We start from the raw sequence: 15,638 nt of genomic DNA on the forward strand, positions 1-15,638 counted from the left end.
AACTTATCTTATTCTCTCTCGAATGAAATATACATTTGATATTATAGCTGACGCCACAATTTCTATTTTTTTCAAAAAGCTGGGATTCGGTAATTTTATTAGAGCATCAGAACACGTAAAGCAGCTCCCCTACCGCCGTAACCAAGATAAGAACAGTATCACCTGCGTTCTGGACGATCGGTGCGGTACATGCAGCACTAAACACGCGCTGTTGAAACGGCTGGCCGACGAAAACGGACACTCGCGGGTAAAATTGATGCTTGGCATATATAAAATACATGGTCATAACACCGTTGGTATTGAGTCGGTGCTTGAGAGGCATGGGCTAAACTACCTGCCCGAAGCACATAACTACCTAAAGGTAAACGATACTGTTCTAGATTTTACCGGCGTGGGCATGAGAGAGGCCGATCTTTCTAACAATCTGCTCACCGAGATCGAAATTACTCCGGATCAAGTAACTGATTATAAGGTGGGGTATCATCGGGATTACCTCGCCAAGTGGTTGGTTGATGAAGGTCTACCCTATTCGCTGGACGAAATTTGGCAAATCCGGGAGGAATGTATCAAGGAAATCGCTATGAAGCAGTGTGAGCTGACGACAGATAGGTTAATGATGCGTCCCTTCCGCGCCGAGGACGGCCCTATGATGTATGCGCTCAATGAAGACCCTGAGGTGCTGCAATACACAGGCGATGTGCAGTTTGAAGATGTCGCAGCCGCAAGCACCTTTTTGCACAACTACGGTCAATATGAAAAATACGGTGTCGGCCGACTGGTGGTCGTCTTGAAAGGAACCGGAGAGATCCTTGGTTGGTGCGGGCTTAAGTATCACCCTTCGGCCGACGAATACGACATCGGCTACCGATTCTTTAAGCAGCATTGGGGTAAAGGATATGCCACGGAAAGTGCAAAGGCGGCCATGGATTATGGATTTGGAACACTAAAACTGGACCGGATTATCGGTCGGGCAAGGGTTGAAAACCTGGCATCCATCAATGTGTTTAATAAACTGGGTATGCGTTTCGTTAAGCCGTATACTGAAGATGGAAAGAATTGGGTGCTGTATAAGGTGGTAAGGGAAATATAGGTATGGAAATTGGATTGGAAAAAATGGATAATCGTATAAAAGATTGTATCGACAAAAGTGTCTTATGTTGGTTGGCTACAGTGGACGGTGACCACGCACCAAATGTATCTCCGAAAGAGGTATTTGCGTTCTATAACGAAAAAACACTGCTGATAGCAAATATAGCTTCACCTGGGAGTGTAAGGAATATCCGAAATAATCCGAACGTCTGTGTCAGTTTAGTAGATATATTCGTACAAAAAGGCTATAAGCTCAAAGGAACGGCCAAGATTATCAATAACTCAGACGCTTCATTTCCAGACAAAGTGAAATTTCTAACCGAGCTCTTCACCGACGCATTTCCAATCAATGAAGTCATCGAGATAACGGTTGTTAAAGCGGCTCCAATTCTGGCGCCGAGCTACTTGTTCTTTCCTGACACCACAGAAAGCAAACAGATTGAAAATGCGATGGGGGCGTATGGGGTGCGGCCGAGGTGAGATGAACCCGTTATAGTCAAATCCAAACTGGTATTTGTTACGGTAGATCTGGGTTTATCTCATAGTTGTCTGAATACATTGGGATAAGGCCGGGGCTACTTATTTGAAGGTGCAAGGGTCAACATAAAATGAGTATGGATTGAGCAATCGGTAATTTGGTCTTGTGATCCGTCTATTATAACTGTAGGCTATTTGGAATTTTTCATTTACCTTATGCGTTAGGATTGCATTGAAAAATATCGCATTCTCCTTGGTCAAGTTAATATCGATGGTTAGTAGTCACCCAGCTTCACGGGGAATCCGGGCTCCCCTACGCCATACAATACCTTCTGATTTTTCTTTACGGCATCCGAGTAAACCCGGGCAATTGAATTTGACATGTAAACTAAAAAGAGGCCGTCTCCTACATTTGCTTCCAACAAAATAGGAGACGGCCTCTTTGAAGCAACCTCTTATCCGTCGCTATCCGACCCCTAATTGGGTCTTAGCAGCAGTAATATGGTTTTCGTCCTGTGTTTCTACGGCAAAAAAACCATAGGCCAACGGTGCAGCTGCAGCACGTTCTACCGCTTGTTCATACAACCGGTTCCAAACCCTACCTCCTTGCTTTTCGTATTCGCTTATAAGTTCCTTAAGCCCTTTTTCTCCAAACACAGTCATATGCCCCGAAAAGTCCTGAGAAAGGTCGCTAACGTGTCCAGTAGACCAATCGATTATTCCTGAAACGACGCCTTCCGGATTGGCCATCACGTGGCCTGCGTACAAATCGCCGTGGATGAACACGGTGAAATCCGGCCAGAGCACATCATTGTCCAACCACTTCTGATAGCGATTTTCCAATTCCTCGCTGATACCCAACTCAGATTTGACCAATTGCAGTCGCTTTGCGATCTCCGGTCGTAGATCAGCTGGTTTCATAATTTTCAACTCCTTTTCAAGCACATCATCCTCTGGAATGCCGTGCAGCTCAACTAACGCTTTAGCCAGCGATGGGGCGTAATTCGGACTATGCTCGTCCATATTCCAGGTAACTTCGTAAGTTTTTTCATGAAACGATAACGCCGGCTTATCTTTTAGGAGTGGATAAGCAACCAGTTTTGAAGTGGCTATTTTCCAATCCGGCACCTGCACGGACAGGTGCCTTTTCACCAGACTTAGGATACGCTTTTCCTTTTCGATCTGATCGCCCAAATCGTTCCGCCTGGGAATCCGGAGCAACCATTGCTGGCCATCGTGATCCTTGGCAAAACCGACTTTGAAATCAATGCCCATCTCGTTGAAGCTCATTTCGTCCGTAAGCAGCAAACCATGCTCTTCGGCAAGTATTTGAATATCTTTAATTGTCATTTTCTAACTTCTTAATTGTGAATAAATACGCTAATCGCTTTGAAGCTCTTCCAGCTCCAGGAATCAATGAATACGTCTGCAAAAAATCCGATGACGGTTGAGAAGCATTCCCCATACTGCAAATGGTCTGCAGTCATTTTTGATTTTCCATGAAATTTTAATAGTTAATCGTATTGGATAACATAAAAAAGAAGAAGAGCAATTAGGAAATTGACTTTACAAAAAAAGTGCGCTAAAGTAACGCCCAGACTAGGCCCTCCAGGGTTTGGCCATGTGTGTTGTATATTTTGAATACTCCATTGCTGCAAACATACAAAAAAACTAAAACAGCATTGTCACCCATGATTAAATTAGCGGCTACTTTTCCCCGGTTCTTTCAAGGACCAAATCCACTAGGGAGGGCGCAATCCGGAAGTTTGTTGCCTGGATCTTTTCGATATAAGGCTTGATGGATGGAATGACACCGTATTCCTTGGCTTTCACCAATAGGCTGAGGGTGCCCATGAAACTAAGGGCCATTTTTGAGGCCAGCTTACGTCCTTTGAGGTCGTCTATAATTAAGACCGCATTGGAAGTCTCCATTGCGAGCGCGATGGCACTTGCCTCTCCCGCGTCAACCGTTTCCTTGAAAACTTCTTTCAGTGTGTGATCCTGAACCGGCCTGATTTCAATCCATTCGGGCAATTCCGAACCAAATTCTTCCTGAATTTCAGGGGTGGTGGCGATGTGGCTAAACGCCTTGCGCAAGACGTCGAATGCCCCGATTTTGTCCAGGGTGATAAAGCAACTGGTATCGGTGATTACGATGCTATATTCCCGAGATCCTGTCAAGCTCATCCGTTAAATCGCTATCGGAATAGTTGATGAAAGAAACGCCGTAGTCGGCCAGCAACTCTGCAAACGTACCTTTGGTAAGTTTAGCCATAGCCGCGGCTTGGCCCAGCGAAAGTTTACCGGACTCATATAATTTAGCTGCGATAAACCGTATCGTATCCTTTTGGTATTCCGCTAGACTGTCAGGGACTTCTAATGTTATCGTTGTCATGACGCTGATCTATTTATGCTACGTGCCGTAAAGATAGCAATTTCTACGCGATTATCGTATGTCGCTGTTTACCGGCGGCTAACCGTACTAAAATGACGCAACTGAAAATCTATAATCGGACGGGTGGTGAAATACTCAATAGTGGGTAACAACGAAAAATCAAGAAATCGACAGCAGACAAAAGGGGCTTCATATTTTTTGCGGATTAAAGAATTATCGATACTTTTGCGCCTTAATTTTTTGATAGAAGCTATTGTATCACATTTTAACTGACGGAGCAATGTTCATCGCATACCATACTGCTAACAGGATTCCTTCCATGGTGAAGGAAGCGCTCCGTGCTATCCAATAGCATTCGTTGCCCTATGCAACGGCGGTCGCCGGTGCGCCATTTCAAGACATTTTTTTTAAGTAAATAGGAGCTCGCTACTCCACGGTGTGCTACGTGGCCGTGTGATTCCTTTAAGGTTTAGCATTTAATTGATTAGGCCATGGGCCAGTTAAAATTAAAAGGAAAAGACTTGCTGAAGCTGGGTTAATACGCCGGTGACGTACCTGGAGGGTGCCAAAGACCGGTACGCAAAAGCCCTGGTTGACCATACCCGCTTCGGAATGCGGGAGGTACATGCTTCTCCTAATGATCATGGGGTATTTGAGTCGGATGCCTTCCGAAGCATTCCCCTGCTGCGAAAGCTGCACGGAAAGGCCATCAAGCAGTTTGGCACATCGGGCGGTGGAAATCACTTCGTAGAATTTGGCGAAGTGACGCTGACGGCACCGCATCCCGAGTTGGATTTGAAACCGGGCAGCTACGTAGGGCTTTTGTCACATAGCGGTTCGCGGGGCATTGGGGCGTCAATTGCACAATACTATACAAAAGCGGCAATGGCACAGTGCCCATTACCGAAGGAGGCCCAACAGTTGGCATGGCTGGATTTGGATACGCACCTGGGCATGGAGTATTGGATAGCTATGCAGCTGGCTGGTGAATATGCTGCTGCCTGCCACAGTGATATCCACAGGCGGTTGATCCGGGCTGTGGGTGGACGGATCATGGCGAGGGTGGAACACCACCATAATTTTGCCTGGAAAGAGATACATGAAGGCCGCGAAATAGTGGTGCATCGAAAGGGCGCGACACCTGCCGGAAATGGTGTGGTCGGTTACATCCCTGGGTCGATGGTTGACAAAGGTTACCTGGTGGTTGGCCGGGGCCACGCGGAATCACTGCACTCGGCCTCGCACGGGGCGGGAAGAATGCACCCGCGTAATGCGGCACGGCGTATGTGGTCTCCTTCCGAAATGAAAAAAGTACTCACCCAGCACCGGGTTACGTTGATCGGCGGCAGCTTGGAAGAGGCTCCTATGGCGTACAAGCGCATTGCAGAAGTGATGGCGGCGCAAAAGGAACTGGTAGATATTATCGGCACGTTCCAGCCACGTATTGTACGGATGGATGGTTGATATAAAGCACTTAGAACGATGGAAAATAAAACAATACAAAACCGATATTATTTCCAGGCGCTGGATAATTATCCTTACAACCTGGAGGAAGCGGTCACGGCGTTGAATTATGCATTGGCTTACGATGCGAATGATGCAGATAGCTTGTGCCTCATGGGTAGGCTCCATCATGAAGTATTGCGGGATTATCGTGCTGCAAGGAGATATTTCGAGGAGGCCCTAGCGGCAGACGTTTACACACTGTCGGTGTATCCCTATTTCGCGGATTGTTTGCTGGCACTGGAGGAAATGGAACACGCAAAGAAATTGATCGATTTTGCGTTGACACTGAAAGGTATGGACAAGGGCGTGATGCTCCAGAAAAAAGCAACATACTACGAACGGCTTCGAAAATGGAACAAAGCGCTGGATAACATACGACAGGCGACACACTATGCATTTTGCGCACAGGAAATGGATGTGCTCGATGAGCGGGAGAAGCTTATTGAGCGGAAAAAGAAAAAAACGAAATGATTGGAGCATCCTGTCGCAAATACCCTGCAACAATGTCATTATTGCACAGCTTGCCGGAGCTCTCATGCCCCTAATTTTGTTGTACATCAAAATTAAAAGACATGAGAACGTTGAAACTGCAAATGTTGATCACGCTCGATGGATTTGGCATCGAACCTCCCGACGGAGACGGACAAGCCATTGTCTGGGATGATGAAGTGGAGATATTTTGTGTGGAAAACCTCAAAAACGTGGATCGCATTGTGCTGGGCCGCAAAACGGCGGATGATTTCATCCCCTACTGGATGAAGGTGGCCGAAGACCCGGGGCACAAGGAATACCCGCTTGGACGGCCGCTGACGGATATCCCCAAGACCGTCTTTTCCACCAGGCCACCGGACAAGAGCTGGAGCAACACGACCGTGGTGGCTGGAGACATCGTAACGGAAATAGAGCAGCTGAAAAATGAGTCTGGAGGGGACATGATCGTCTATGGCGGCTATTCGTTTGTCTCCGCCCTGATCCGCAACCGGCTTATCGACACCTACTACCTGCTCGTGCATCCCCTGATGATGGGCAGGGGGCAACGGATACAGCAAGACCTGCAACGCTACCTGAAGCTTGATCTCCAGCAATGTAGGGCATTCCCCCATGGAGTGGTCTTGCTGCATTATACGCAGCCCAAGGCATAAAACCGTACGCCTGGACACCCCATAATACGTACCTTTGGCACTCATGATTGACGCGCCTCCAACTCATCGAAATCAATCGACGGCAACGACTTGCCGAGACTGGTAATCTCGATGCCAGCCACCGGTGGTTTCAGCTCGAACTCCACTCCTTCCTGCGAGGCGAAGATTTCTTTCGTCTTTCGTATTGTCTGTCCGGTAGTTGATCTTAAAATCTTTCAGTTCGGCTAGCTCGGAAATAGTTAGTGGTCGCCCAACTTCACGGAGGATCCGGGCTCCCATACGCCATACAATGCTTTCTGATTTTTCTTTACGGCATCCGAGTAAACCCAGGCAATTGAATTTGATAGGATTAGTTCTTTTAGGTGAATACGTGATTAATTGATCTTGGTATAAAGCAGGTGGTTCAAGTTGGCTGTGGAATACTCAGTATTGGGTATTTTTTGGGTGGTATGGGTGAGGGTAAATTGTTGGTGGGGTTGGTTGTAAGCAAAAAAGCCACCGCAAGCGGTGGCTTTGTTCGGTTATAAGGAAAGTTATTTGTCTTTTTTCTGAAGGTTCGGCGGGTAGTGCTCAATCTGCATCGTATATTTCTACCCCTACGTTAGGTTTAAGAGTGTAGCAGCAATCTACTCTTTTAATTGCATTACTTCTTTCACCTATTGACGGGTTCCTTCTTTAGGTAATGTCTTAAGCAGGTCTTTGGCGGGCACTTCTTTAATTTCACCATCACGTTTGATTACGAGACTTTCCCCATTGGCAGCCGATTCTTCTACCAACTTCCGCAACGCTTTCCGCAGTCCGTACAACACTTTATCCGAAAACGATGTTGAAGAAGGTGTATTTATTGGCATAACGTTAAATATTAAAAAGCGGCTCCTGGCGGTTATCCCAAAAACAGATCACCGTTACAATACGGCCATCAACTTTATAAAGGATGGAACAGTTATTATGTACAATGCATTTCCTGATTTGGGTTTCCTCAATAGCTACCGGATAAAGGAAAGGAGTCCTGCTTAATGTATCCAACGCTTTGGAAACGCGTCCTTCAAACTTCAACACAAAGCGCTCGCCCCAACGTTCCACCAGTTGTGATGATAATGAATCGTAGGTGTCTTCCGCCTCGGGAGTAAAGCTGAGCGTATATTGCATTAGGTTGGTTTAGTTTTGGTTTAAGCTTGCTTGCTGACTTTATCGTTTCAAAAAATGTTTCTCTTTGAACTCCTCCAGTCCTATGGTCTTGCCTTGGGCGGCTTGCTTCATTCCTCTATCGATGCTAGACTTCACATGATCTGGCAACGTACTGGACTGCGGTTCGAAAGGAACCTTCAATGCCTTCAAAACTGATTTAACGGTCTTGAGTTGTTCAGCATTTTCCGGATGAATCATAATCGCTTCCATATTCGTTTGCTTTATGACAAAGTTACGAAAATTAAAATCTTATTTTCCAATCGATCTAATTTTCTCCGTACAAAGCCGCTTGACAATTTCTTTCATCTGGGTAGCTTTGCAATCAATTCCTTTGCTTCTGTCCGCTATATATGCTCGAGACCGCCATTTTGCCCAAAATGAAAGTTTCTTGATTCAAATACGGTTACGCTTAAAAACCAAAGCCATCCGACATGCAGCGGATTAGGGCGATATTGTGGAAGTAACGATCCTGCACGCCGACATCCATACTGAACGCAAGAATGCCGATGAGATACACTTCCGGAAGTTTGTAACTATTTGTTTCTCTCCCCTTCCGCAGCAGCCGCTGGATGAGCCGCGATACGTAAAACAGGGCCTTGTCCTTGAAGTGATCCTGCCGGATGCGCTGCATCTCCACGATGAAATATTCGCCGTTGTCGCCCCGGCAATGCAGGTCGAAAATGACACGCTTATCCGTAACATCGCCCCCATCGTATTCGTTGGGTGCATACGTTAGATCAATGATGTGTTTCTCGCCCTGGAACAGGTCGTTCAGGAATTCCACCAAGATCTCTTTGTTGGGCTCCTGCCCGAAAAGACGGCGGAAGCCCCAGTCGGTGAGCGGATCAATGAATTTCCCGACCCGGGGTTGTTTGGGTTGTTGGTTTTCCATAATCCAGTTTTGATTGGTTATCGGCAAAGATAGGAAATCAATCGATTTTAACTAATATTTTAGCTAAACAAAAGGGAATAAGGTAGCCTGTGTAGCTTGGAAATAAGGTATGACCAACCGTAAGTCACTATCTTTGCCTTCATACCGAATGTTATCACTGAATCCAGCTAAATGATATGCCCATTATAGAACTAGAAACAACGATTGCAGCGCCAATAGCGGTTTGTTTCGACTTGGCTAGAAACATCGACTTCCATCAGGTATCTGCAGGCAAAACGAGAGAACGTGCGGTAGGTGGTGTTACCTCAGGGCTGATTAGCCTTGGTGAGACTGTTACGTTTGAAGCGACCCATTTTGGCGTACGACAACGGCTCACGTCTATAATTCCGGCGTATGATCGGCCCAATTATTTCCGCGATGAGATGGTAAAGGGTGCATTTTCATTCATCCGGCACGACCACCGGTTTGAAGAAAAGGAGGGGCTAACGGTGATGAGGGATCGCTTTGAATTCGGATCGTCTTTGGGGATACTAGGGCGATTGGCAAATTGGTTGGTATTAACGAACTACTTAAAGCGGTTTATAAAAGAACGGAACATGGCTTTAAAACGGGAAGCAGAAAGCAACCCTGCTTAGCTATATCATAATATCTGCTGAAATGTTTTAAGCAAGTCCGTCGCGGGCACTTCTTTGATTTTACCATCGCGTTTGATGACGAGACTCTCCCTTTTTCCCTTCCGATTCTTCTGCCAATTTACATAAAGCTTTCCTTAGCTCATATTACTTGTGGTAATCAGGCTTATAATGGGCATCGATGTAAATGAAAACAAAAAATTGACATACAAACTTTATATAATACTTTTGCATAGCCACATTAAATCGTAAAAAAATCATTCTGATGCCCGTACTGATGAAAAATAACCTGATCTCCGACTGGCTTGAGGAACATGGTGATCCCGCCATTGATAAATTGGTGAAGCATAATTTGGCCATTGCCAATAGGATCGCGGATATACTTTCCCGAAAAAATATAACACCTACTAATCTAGTAAAAACAATGGGCAAACAGCGGTCTGAAATCAGCAAATGGCTGAGCGGAACCCATAGCTTTTCTACAAAAACGATTACGGATATTGAATGCGCGCTGGGCGAGGATATTATTATGCCGAACTCACCTTAATAAAAATTTGAATGAGGTTAAAAACTATAGATGCGTCATCATTAACACCGACGGAAATGCAAGGCTATTTGCACCATGCCATTGCACCCCGGCCGATATGTTTTGCATCCACGATTAATAAAAACGGCGAGGTTAATTTAAGTCCGTTTAGTTTTTTTAATGTGTTTAGTATCAATCCACCGATATGTGTTTTTTCGCCGACAAGCAGGGCGCGGGATAACACCGCTAAGCATACGCTTGAAAACGTTTTGGAAATACCTGAATGTGTGATTAATATTGTGAACTATGAGATGGTTCAACAGACCTATTTAACGAGTAAAGATTATCCAAGAGAAGTAAATGAGTTTTCGAAAGCAGGGTTTACTGAATTGGCTTCGGAGACAGTAAAGCCACCCAGGGTAGCGGAATCCACCGTTCAATTGGAATGTGTAGTGAATGATGTGATATCGTTAGGGAAAAACGGAGGAGCAGGTAATTTGGTTATTGCAGAAGTGAAACGGATTCACATCAATGAAGATATTTTGGATGCTAATGGTAAAATAGACCCTCATAAAATGGATCTGGTGGCTCGTTTAGGCGGTGATTGGTATTGTAGGGTAACCAGCGATAATTTATTTAAAATTGCCAAACCAATAGATTATGCTGGAATGGGTATCGGCATAGATGCTTTTCCTAAAGAGATTAAAAACTCCAATATATTAACCGGGAATAATTTGGGGTTATTGGGGCTTGTTAAAAGACTACCATCCGATGAGGAGGTAGAATCCTTTAGCAAAACCGATGAAATGAAAGAACTGCTTGATGGTACCACCGACAGCCACACCCGTACCATGCGCCAGCATTTAAAAGCCAAGCATTTGTTAGATAACGGCCGTGTAATGGATGCCTGGAAAGTGTTATTGATGTAACTTGTAGGGCTACAAGTTAGGATTAATTTTGAGCGCCAAGTAAATTACGATGCGTTTTTTTGTGATACATAAATAATGAAATATCTTTGTAAGAATAGGAGGTTTGATATGAAAAACCCGACGGATAAAAAATAATGCTATTGACTCGAAAGCAGATCATGTGCGCGATCATGGCAATGATCCCTATTTTTTAAAAAAGCGAATAAATCTAAAGCCTTTCTAGAAAAACATGGCTTCCCTAAGGGGTTAGTCGATAAAAAGCAATTTCGGGTGTAGGTCGTTATCTTTACGACTTGCCCTTTTGAAAAATGACTACCAAAAATTAACTGCAAGGTATCATTTCAGGAACTCGTAGTGTTACAAATGGAACTGCTATCCAAGCAATCGCCGATTTCATTGGACAAGGCTAAGCAACGAGTATTAACGCTGAAAAAGACAAGGTCGTCAAAAAGCAAGAAGGAACGAGACGAGGTAATAGCAGACAGCGGTTATGGCGCACCGCGAGAAATGATAGCGAATCTCCACCCATGGCTTTGAAGAAAAGGAACTGGAAAATGGACGAGTCGCGGAAATCGTTCGGGTGGACTATCCCTTGGCCTCAGAAATGCGATCTAAATTTCTCAAATGGTTAGTTGGAGTTTATGAGTAATGTTTTTACAGCATCTTATCTTGCTTAGGGAGCGTTTTTAGTAACTCCTTGGCTGGTACATCTTTTATTTCGCCATCAATTTTCACAACGAGATTACCGTCTTTAGCTGCTGTCTCTTCGGCAAGCTTGCGCAACGCCTTTTGAACGCCGTAAAGCAATTTCTCCGAAAAAGATGCCCCAGATGGAAAAGATGTTGGGCTATTTAATGCCATTGCTTTGTCCTTTTATTATTGACCAAATTTCGTCATTAGCGATTGTTTTTCCAAATTCATCGTATTTGGCAATGATTTCTGGCGTCAAATCCATATTATCCAACACAAACCATTTATCACAATGGGGAATATATAAGTGCATCAAATTGTGTAATCCACGATAATACCTTCGAATCACTATATTATCTGGAATATGATGCCCTCCGTTTGATACGCGGTTGGCAACCCGCTGTATGGCCTGTTCGGGCGAATCAAGCCAAAAATATACGAGTGCTACATGATACCCCCTTTCCTTGGCATCTTTAATAAATGGAACGTAGCTTCTGGTTGCCAAGGTAGTTTCAAATGCAAAGTCGGTCCCTTCTTCCAACAGTTCATGGATACGGGTGAGCATGATCCGACCTGCCTCAAGAGCCACACTTTCAGGATTGAATGGAGAAAGTCCGACAGCGATATTATCTGCATTTACAAACTCTTTGCAATCCCAAATCTCTGGCAATACGGTATAACTGGCTGTGGTTTTTCCAGCACCATTGCAACCGGCTATAATGTAAAGATTCGGCATAAAGGTCCCAAGTTACCCTATATAAAGCAACTTTGCAAGTTTGGCAAAACCAAGATTATTATTAGTCGCGCTTGCTAAAAACGACTGTTTTCACACCACATCCGGAACGATAAAAGGTGACCGGTATTCGCGGGTTAGCAATGCGTCGGCTTCCGGATCGTTGATAAATTTCATGGTTACCGGATCGAAATCCAGAGTTCGCCCCACGCGATACGCAATATTGCCCAGATGGATGAGCGCACAAGAATAAAACCCTTCCCTAATGTCTCCTTTTGCCAATTTTTGGTCGTTATACCGGATTGCATCGATAAAATTTGCATAGTGGTTACCGAAACCTTTTCCACTTTCCCCTGGCTCCCTCTTATCGCCCATAAATGTTTGCCATTGATTGAGGTTTTTGGTCATGTAGCCTTTTGATCCAAAAAACAAGTTGCCCACCTCATTATCCGAACTCACCATATACGTGTTGTCATTCGGGTTTTCCCCGCCGATGCCTTCGGAATTTGAAAGCCAATGGCGAACTTCAAATTGCAAGAGCTTTTTCGCGTCGCCCCCACCCTGGGCGTTTGGGAATTCAAAGACAGTGAGTTGCGTATTGGGGGTTTGCTGATCATCGTCAAACATGAAATGGCCGCCAATTGAGCTGATCCTAGTAGGCAACGTAACATTAAGCCCCCACCGGGCAATATCGATCTCATGAACCCCCTGGTTGCCGATATCGCCATTTCCGTAATCCCAATTCCAATGCCAGTTATAATGGAAGCGGTTTTTCGAAAATGGGCGCTCGGGCGCCGGGCCCAACCACAGGTCATAATCTACACCTGGAGGGATCGGTTCGTCTGGCGTGCGCCCGATGGTATGGCGTCGTTTATAGCAAATGCCTTTGGCCATATACACTTCGCCCAGTTTCCCGCCATGCAAAAAATCAGCCATGCTTTCCGCACAAGGGTTGCTCCGTTGCTCGGCCCCATCCTGTACAATGACCGGGTACTTTTCTGCGGCTTCCACTAACTTACGGCCTTCGTAAATGTTATGACAACATGGTTTTTCGACAGAAACATGTTTGCCCGCTTGTATCGCCCATATCGCGGCCAACGCATGCCAATGATTCGGTGTCACAATGGAAACCGCATCCACGTCCTTATTTTCATACAAGATGCGCAAATCGGTATATGTCTTTGGCTTTTCCAGTCCCTTGTCCACAAAGTGTTTTTTTATTCGGGGTTCAAAAAAATTCCGATCGATGTCGCATAGCGCGGTCACCCGCGCGTTTTTGAGCTTTGAATAACCTTCGATGTGGTTTTGGCCCATTCCGCGTATGCCAATGACAGCCACGTTGACACGTTCGTTGGACCCAAGAATTGAGGCGTAGGATTTGGCACTCATGCCAGTCGTTGTCAATGCCGCACCGGTGGCGCCAATCATACCTTTGCGAATAAATTCCCTTCTTTCCATAGATGTAATCAGGTTTGATGAAATGAGTTAGTTGCACTTCGCTTAAACCGTAAAGTTACACCTTTGATCAAATTTTACGTTAATCGCGTTGATTTTTTTCTCCGACCTAGCAATCATAGCATCGAGGCTATACATTGGCCCAAGCGTCAATACCGCCTACATTTACTGGAAACTGATGTTTCTTTTACTGAATCGGTCTGTTGGTAATTGGGTTCGCTATTTACCCGTATTCATTTCATAACGAAGAATGACCGCGCTGTTTTCCAGCCGGCGTACCTCAATGGCTTTCAGCTTGGTACGGTCTATCCCTTGGAACAACGGTAATCCGCCGCCCAGCAGCACCGGGGCTATGGTAATACGAAGCTCATCCACGAGCCCCATCCGAAATAATGCCGATGCAAACTCCCCGGCGCCCCAGGCAACGATGTTTTTGCCGGACTGCTGCTTCAACGAAGTCACTTCCGCATGGGGATCGCGCGCGATACGCGAATTCGCCCAGTCGATCGACTGCACGGTCTTCGAGAACAAGATGTGCGGGGTGCGTTCAGCCCATTGGGCATATTTCCTTTCGTTTGGGTCGGCATCCGGGTCGGTCAGTATTGATCGCCAATAACTGGCATACTCTGAATACGTGTTGCTTCCTAACAGCACGGTATCCACATCTGCGAGATCGTTGAACATGTGGTTCCAGATTTCCTCACCCGACGATATCCAGTCTCCTTCGCCATTTGGTCCGGCGATGTAGCCATCCAGTGACATTTCCACTGATACAATTAGCTTTCTCATGATCTTTATTTTAAGGTAAAGGTACCGCTTGTTTGCTGTGACCGTGAGGTGCGCAAACGACATTGTAACAGGGGAATTACGACAAAGGGGTGTTGATTGATATTTATTTTCCGAGTTTGACGTCGTGTTGCAAGTTAAAAACCAAGGTGCTGAGCGCTTCGGTAGCTGTTATTGTCAGCTTGCTGTCCAAAGATTTCGTAAATTGGTATTGATTGCCGTGGTGGTAGCATCGCCTCTAGCTTGGTGGATGATGAACAAGTGGTTGGAAGGTTTTGCTTACCGCGTCGACATCCAATGATGGATCTTTCCACTGGTCTGATTGGCGGCTGTAGGACTTGATCAATCTGTGCATCTATGCCATGGTCATGCCCCCATCCATAACCAGTTTAGTGCCCGTTATGAACTTACTATCGTCTGACGCGAGGAATAACACCCCTTTGGCGATATCGTCATTGGTAGCATACCTGTTGAGCGGAATGGCATTTTCAAAATTCTTCTTGGCTTCTTCCGCCGCACCGGGGGCGTAACCGCCTTCCAGCGAACGCATCATCCGGTTATCAACTGGCGACGGGTGAATGCTGTTAACCCTGATCTTCCGCGGTGCAGCCTCGAGGGCCACGGCACGTGTAAGACCGACAACGGCATGTTTGCTGGTAACGTACGCGCTAACCAGTGGTGAGCCACTCAGCCCAGCCACAGAAGATGTATTGATCACACTTCCCCCCTCGTTCATCTCCGACAGCACGTATTTCAGTCCTAACCATACGCCTTTAACGTTGACCGCAATCAGCTTGTCAAACACGTCTTCGGGGTACTCCTCAATCGGTTTCACTGCGCCCTCAACGCCGGCATTGTTAAAAAATACGTCGATCTTACCAAACGTGTTTACCGTATGCTGTACATATTTTTGCACATCGTCAGCCTTCGTCACGTCGGCCGTCACATAACTGATCCGGTCGCTGTTCAATTCGGAAGCAACTTCGCTAAGCGCTTGTTCATTGATGTCTACCAATACGACCTTGGCTCCTTCTTCTAAAAATAGCTTAGCAGTGGTGGAACCAATGGCTCCCGAGCCTCCTGTAATCACTGCTACTTTGCCTTCTAATTTTGCCATAATCACTTTATTTTTAAACGTTTGATCCTATTATTTTGTTTTTAACGAAAATCGTGATTTTGGCGCAACATTCGCTTAACC

22 protein-coding genes are annotated in these 15,638 nt (G+C 45.6%); 8 read left to right on the forward strand and 14 right to left on the reverse strand.

From position 1 onward, the window contains the following. Window positions 1-22: 22 nt before the first annotated feature. Together BMZ56_RS25975 and BMZ56_RS10180 are read left to right on the forward strand one after the other, a co-directional pair. Window positions 23-1,090: a GNAT family N-acetyltransferase gene (locus tag BMZ56_RS25975; protein ID WP_245893158.1), complete on the forward strand. Its 1,068-nt coding sequence runs from the start codon at window positions 23-25 to the stop codon at window positions 1,088-1,090. 23 nt (window positions 1,091-1,113) lie between these two features. Further along, on the forward strand, window positions 1,114-1,569 hold the full coding sequence (locus BMZ56_RS10180; RefSeq protein ID WP_090626647.1) for a pyridoxamine 5'-phosphate oxidase family protein: 456 nt from the start codon (window positions 1,114-1,116) through the stop codon (window positions 1,567-1,569). 99 nt (window positions 1,570-1,668) lie between these two features. Here the strand turns inward: BMZ56_RS10180 and BMZ56_RS26165 are convergent, their stop codons facing one another. From BMZ56_RS26165 to BMZ56_RS10195, 4 genes are all read right to left on the reverse strand, one after another. Next, the gene (locus BMZ56_RS26165; RefSeq protein WP_218146536.1) at window positions 1,669-1,827 is read right to left on the reverse strand and encodes an outer membrane beta-barrel protein; all 159 of its coding nucleotides are present in this window, start codon (window positions 1,825-1,827) and stop codon (window positions 1,669-1,671) included. 204 nt (window positions 1,828-2,031) lie between these two features. Next, window positions 2,032-2,916, reverse strand: a complete 885-nt coding sequence (gene mph, locus BMZ56_RS10185; RefSeq protein WP_090626480.1) for an Mph(E)/Mph(G) family macrolide 2'-phosphotransferase — start codon at window positions 2,914-2,916, stop codon at window positions 2,032-2,034. Between the two features lie 357 nt (window positions 2,917-3,273). Then, window positions 3,274-3,753: a PIN domain-containing protein gene (locus BMZ56_RS10190; RefSeq protein WP_090626481.1), complete on the reverse strand. Its 480-nt coding sequence runs from the start codon at window positions 3,751-3,753 to the stop codon at window positions 3,274-3,276. Continuing rightward, complete coding sequence (locus BMZ56_RS10195; protein ID WP_090626482.1) at window positions 3,725-3,961, reverse strand: UPF0175 family protein; 237 nt, start codon at window positions 3,959-3,961, stop codon at window positions 3,725-3,727. The genes BMZ56_RS10190 and BMZ56_RS10195 overlap by 29 nt, the downstream gene beginning before the upstream one ends. A gap of 546 nt (window positions 3,962-4,507) precedes the next feature. Here BMZ56_RS10195 and BMZ56_RS10200 point away from each other — a divergent pair. From BMZ56_RS10200 to BMZ56_RS10210, 3 genes are all read left to right on the forward strand, one after another. Next, a complete protein-coding gene (locus BMZ56_RS10200; RefSeq protein ID WP_218146537.1) occupies window positions 4,508-5,425 on the forward strand; it encodes an RtcB family protein in 918 nt (305 codons plus the stop codon). Window positions 5,426-5,443: 18 nt separating this feature from the next. Next, window positions 5,444-5,938 (forward strand): hypothetical protein, encoded by a 495-nt coding sequence (locus BMZ56_RS10205; RefSeq protein ID WP_090626483.1) that lies wholly within the window; start codon window positions 5,444-5,446, stop codon window positions 5,936-5,938. 101 nt (window positions 5,939-6,039) lie between these two features. After that, window positions 6,040-6,609 carry a dihydrofolate reductase family protein gene (locus BMZ56_RS10210; RefSeq protein ID WP_090626484.1) on the forward strand — a complete coding sequence of 190 codons (570 nt, stop codon included), beginning with the start codon at window positions 6,040-6,042 and terminating at the stop codon, window positions 6,607-6,609. A gap of 72 nt (window positions 6,610-6,681) precedes the next feature. Here the strand turns inward: BMZ56_RS10210 and BMZ56_RS10215 are convergent, their stop codons facing one another. The 5 genes from BMZ56_RS10215 to BMZ56_RS10235 all read right to left on the reverse strand — a co-directional run bounded on the left by BMZ56_RS10215 (window position 6,682) and on the right by BMZ56_RS10235 (window position 8,689). Next, entirely contained in the window at window positions 6,682-6,888 is a 207-nt protein-coding gene (locus BMZ56_RS10215) for a hypothetical protein (RefSeq protein WP_090626485.1), read from the reverse strand. A gap of 377 nt (window positions 6,889-7,265) precedes the next feature. After that, on the reverse strand, window positions 7,266-7,460 hold the full coding sequence (locus tag BMZ56_RS10220; RefSeq protein ID WP_090626486.1) for a DUF8506 family protein: 195 nt from the start codon (window positions 7,458-7,460) through the stop codon (window positions 7,266-7,268). 4 nt (window positions 7,461-7,464) lie between these two features. Next, window positions 7,465-7,758 (reverse strand): type II toxin-antitoxin system RelE/ParE family toxin, encoded by a 294-nt coding sequence (locus BMZ56_RS10225; RefSeq protein WP_090626487.1) that lies wholly within the window; start codon window positions 7,756-7,758, stop codon window positions 7,465-7,467. A 39-nt stretch (window positions 7,759-7,797) separates the two neighbouring features. After that, entirely contained in the window at window positions 7,798-8,007 is a 210-nt protein-coding gene (locus BMZ56_RS10230; protein WP_090626488.1) for a DUF2683 family protein, read from the reverse strand. 199 nt (window positions 8,008-8,206) lie between these two features. Beyond that, a complete protein-coding gene (locus BMZ56_RS10235; protein WP_090626489.1) occupies window positions 8,207-8,689 on the reverse strand; it encodes a PD-(D/E)XK nuclease family transposase in 483 nt (160 codons plus the stop codon). A gap of 176 nt (window positions 8,690-8,865) precedes the next feature. On the opposite strand from BMZ56_RS10235, the gene BMZ56_RS10240 reads away from it, so the two are divergent. The 3 genes from BMZ56_RS10240 (at window position 8,866) to BMZ56_RS10250 (ending at window position 10,776) form a co-directional block, all read left to right on the forward strand. After that, window positions 8,866-9,324 (forward strand): SRPBCC family protein, encoded by a 459-nt coding sequence (locus tag BMZ56_RS10240; RefSeq protein ID WP_090626490.1) that lies wholly within the window; start codon window positions 8,866-8,868, stop codon window positions 9,322-9,324. A gap of 262 nt (window positions 9,325-9,586) precedes the next feature. After that, window positions 9,587-9,868, forward strand: a complete 282-nt coding sequence (locus BMZ56_RS10245) for a helix-turn-helix domain-containing protein (RefSeq protein WP_090626491.1) — start codon at window positions 9,587-9,589, stop codon at window positions 9,866-9,868. An 11-nt stretch (window positions 9,869-9,879) separates the two neighbouring features. Then, complete coding sequence (locus BMZ56_RS10250) at window positions 9,880-10,776, forward strand: flavin reductase family protein (protein ID WP_090626492.1); 897 nt, start codon at window positions 9,880-9,882, stop codon at window positions 10,774-10,776. 654 nt (window positions 10,777-11,430) lie between these two features. On the opposite strand, the gene BMZ56_RS10255 is transcribed toward BMZ56_RS10250, so the two are convergent. The 5 genes from BMZ56_RS10255 to BMZ56_RS10275 form a co-directional block, all read right to left on the reverse strand. Further along, window positions 11,431-11,637, reverse strand: coding sequence for a DUF8506 family protein (locus BMZ56_RS10255; protein ID WP_090626493.1), 207 nt, complete (start codon window positions 11,635-11,637; stop codon window positions 11,431-11,433). Next, window positions 11,624-12,202 carry an ATPase gene (locus tag BMZ56_RS10260; protein WP_090626494.1) on the reverse strand — a complete coding sequence of 193 codons (579 nt, stop codon included), beginning with the start codon at window positions 12,200-12,202 and terminating at the stop codon, window positions 11,624-11,626. Before BMZ56_RS10260 ends, BMZ56_RS10255 begins: the two co-directional genes overlap by 14 nt. 90 nt (window positions 12,203-12,292) lie before the next feature. After that, on the reverse strand, window positions 12,293-13,657 hold the full coding sequence (locus tag BMZ56_RS10265; protein WP_090626495.1) for a Gfo/Idh/MocA family protein: 1,365 nt from the start codon (window positions 13,655-13,657) through the stop codon (window positions 12,293-12,295). A 216-nt stretch (window positions 13,658-13,873) separates the two neighbouring features. Continuing rightward, window positions 13,874-14,443, reverse strand: a complete 570-nt coding sequence (locus BMZ56_RS10270) for a dihydrofolate reductase family protein (protein ID WP_177195116.1) — start codon at window positions 14,441-14,443, stop codon at window positions 13,874-13,876. 352 nt (window positions 14,444-14,795) lie between these two features. Continuing rightward, the gene (locus BMZ56_RS10275) at window positions 14,796-15,557 is read right to left on the reverse strand and encodes an SDR family NAD(P)-dependent oxidoreductase (RefSeq protein WP_090626497.1); all 762 of its coding nucleotides are present in this window, start codon (window positions 15,555-15,557) and stop codon (window positions 14,796-14,798) included. Window positions 15,558-15,638: the final 81 nt, after the last annotated feature.

Origin of the sequence: Parapedobacter indicus (assembly GCF_900113765.1) — a bacterium.
Classification (GTDB): Bacteria; Bacteroidota; Bacteroidia; order Sphingobacteriales; family Sphingobacteriaceae; genus Parapedobacter; species Parapedobacter indicus.

Coding starts and splice junctions, on each gene's coding strand:
- mph (WP_090626480.1), bottom strand. CDS start 2,916: ATGACAATTAAAGATATTCAAATACTTGCCGAAGAGCATGGTTTGCTG.
- BMZ56_RS10210 (WP_090626484.1), top strand. CDS start 6,040: ATGAGAACGTTGAAACTGCAAATGTTGATCACGCTCGATGGATTTGGC.
- BMZ56_RS10245 (WP_090626491.1), top strand. CDS start 9,587: ATGCCCGTACTGATGAAAAATAACCTGATCTCCGACTGGCTTGAGGAA.
- BMZ56_RS10230 (WP_090626488.1), bottom strand. CDS start 8,007: ATGGAAGCGATTATGATTCATCCGGAAAATGCTGAACAACTCAAGACC.
- BMZ56_RS10190 (WP_090626481.1), bottom strand. CDS start 3,753: ATGAGCTTGACAGGATCTCGGGAATATAGCATCGTAATCACCGATACC.
- BMZ56_RS10195 (WP_090626482.1), bottom strand. CDS start 3,961: ATGACAACGATAACATTAGAAGTCCCTGACAGTCTAGCGGAATACCAA.
- BMZ56_RS10235 (WP_090626489.1), bottom strand. CDS start 8,689: ATGGAAAACCAACAACCCAAACAACCCCGGGTCGGGAAATTCATTGAT.
- BMZ56_RS10260 (WP_090626494.1), bottom strand. CDS start 12,202: ATGCCGAATCTTTACATTATAGCCGGTTGCAATGGTGCTGGAAAAACC.
- BMZ56_RS10205 (WP_090626483.1), top strand. CDS start 5,444: ATGGAAAATAAAACAATACAAAACCGATATTATTTCCAGGCGCTGGAT.
- BMZ56_RS10250 (WP_090626492.1), top strand. CDS start 9,880: ATGAGGTTAAAAACTATAGATGCGTCATCATTAACACCGACGGAAATG.
- BMZ56_RS10220 (WP_090626486.1), bottom strand. CDS start 7,460: ATGCCAATAAATACACCTTCTTCAACATCGTTTTCGGATAAAGTGTTG.
- BMZ56_RS10265 (WP_090626495.1), bottom strand. CDS start 13,657: ATGGAAAGAAGGGAATTTATTCGCAAAGGTATGATTGGCGCCACCGGT.
- BMZ56_RS10225 (WP_090626487.1), bottom strand. CDS start 7,758: ATGCAATATACGCTCAGCTTTACTCCCGAGGCGGAAGACACCTACGAT.
- BMZ56_RS10240 (WP_090626490.1), top strand. CDS start 8,866: ATGCCCATTATAGAACTAGAAACAACGATTGCAGCGCCAATAGCGGTT.
- BMZ56_RS10255 (WP_090626493.1), bottom strand. CDS start 11,637: ATGGCATTAAATAGCCCAACATCTTTTCCATCTGGGGCATCTTTTTCG.
- BMZ56_RS25975 (WP_245893158.1), top strand. CDS start 23: ATGAAATATACATTTGATATTATAGCTGACGCCACAATTTCTATTTTT.
- BMZ56_RS10270 (WP_177195116.1), bottom strand. CDS start 14,443: ATGAGAAAGCTAATTGTATCAGTGGAAATGTCACTGGATGGCTACATC.
- BMZ56_RS10215 (WP_090626485.1), bottom strand. CDS start 6,888: ATGGGAGCCCGGATCCTCCGTGAAGTTGGGCGACCACTAACTATTTCC.
- BMZ56_RS10180 (WP_090626647.1), top strand. CDS start 1,114: ATGGATAATCGTATAAAAGATTGTATCGACAAAAGTGTCTTATGTTGG.
- BMZ56_RS10275 (WP_090626497.1), bottom strand. CDS start 15,557: ATGGCAAAATTAGAAGGCAAAGTAGCAGTGATTACAGGAGGCTCGGGA.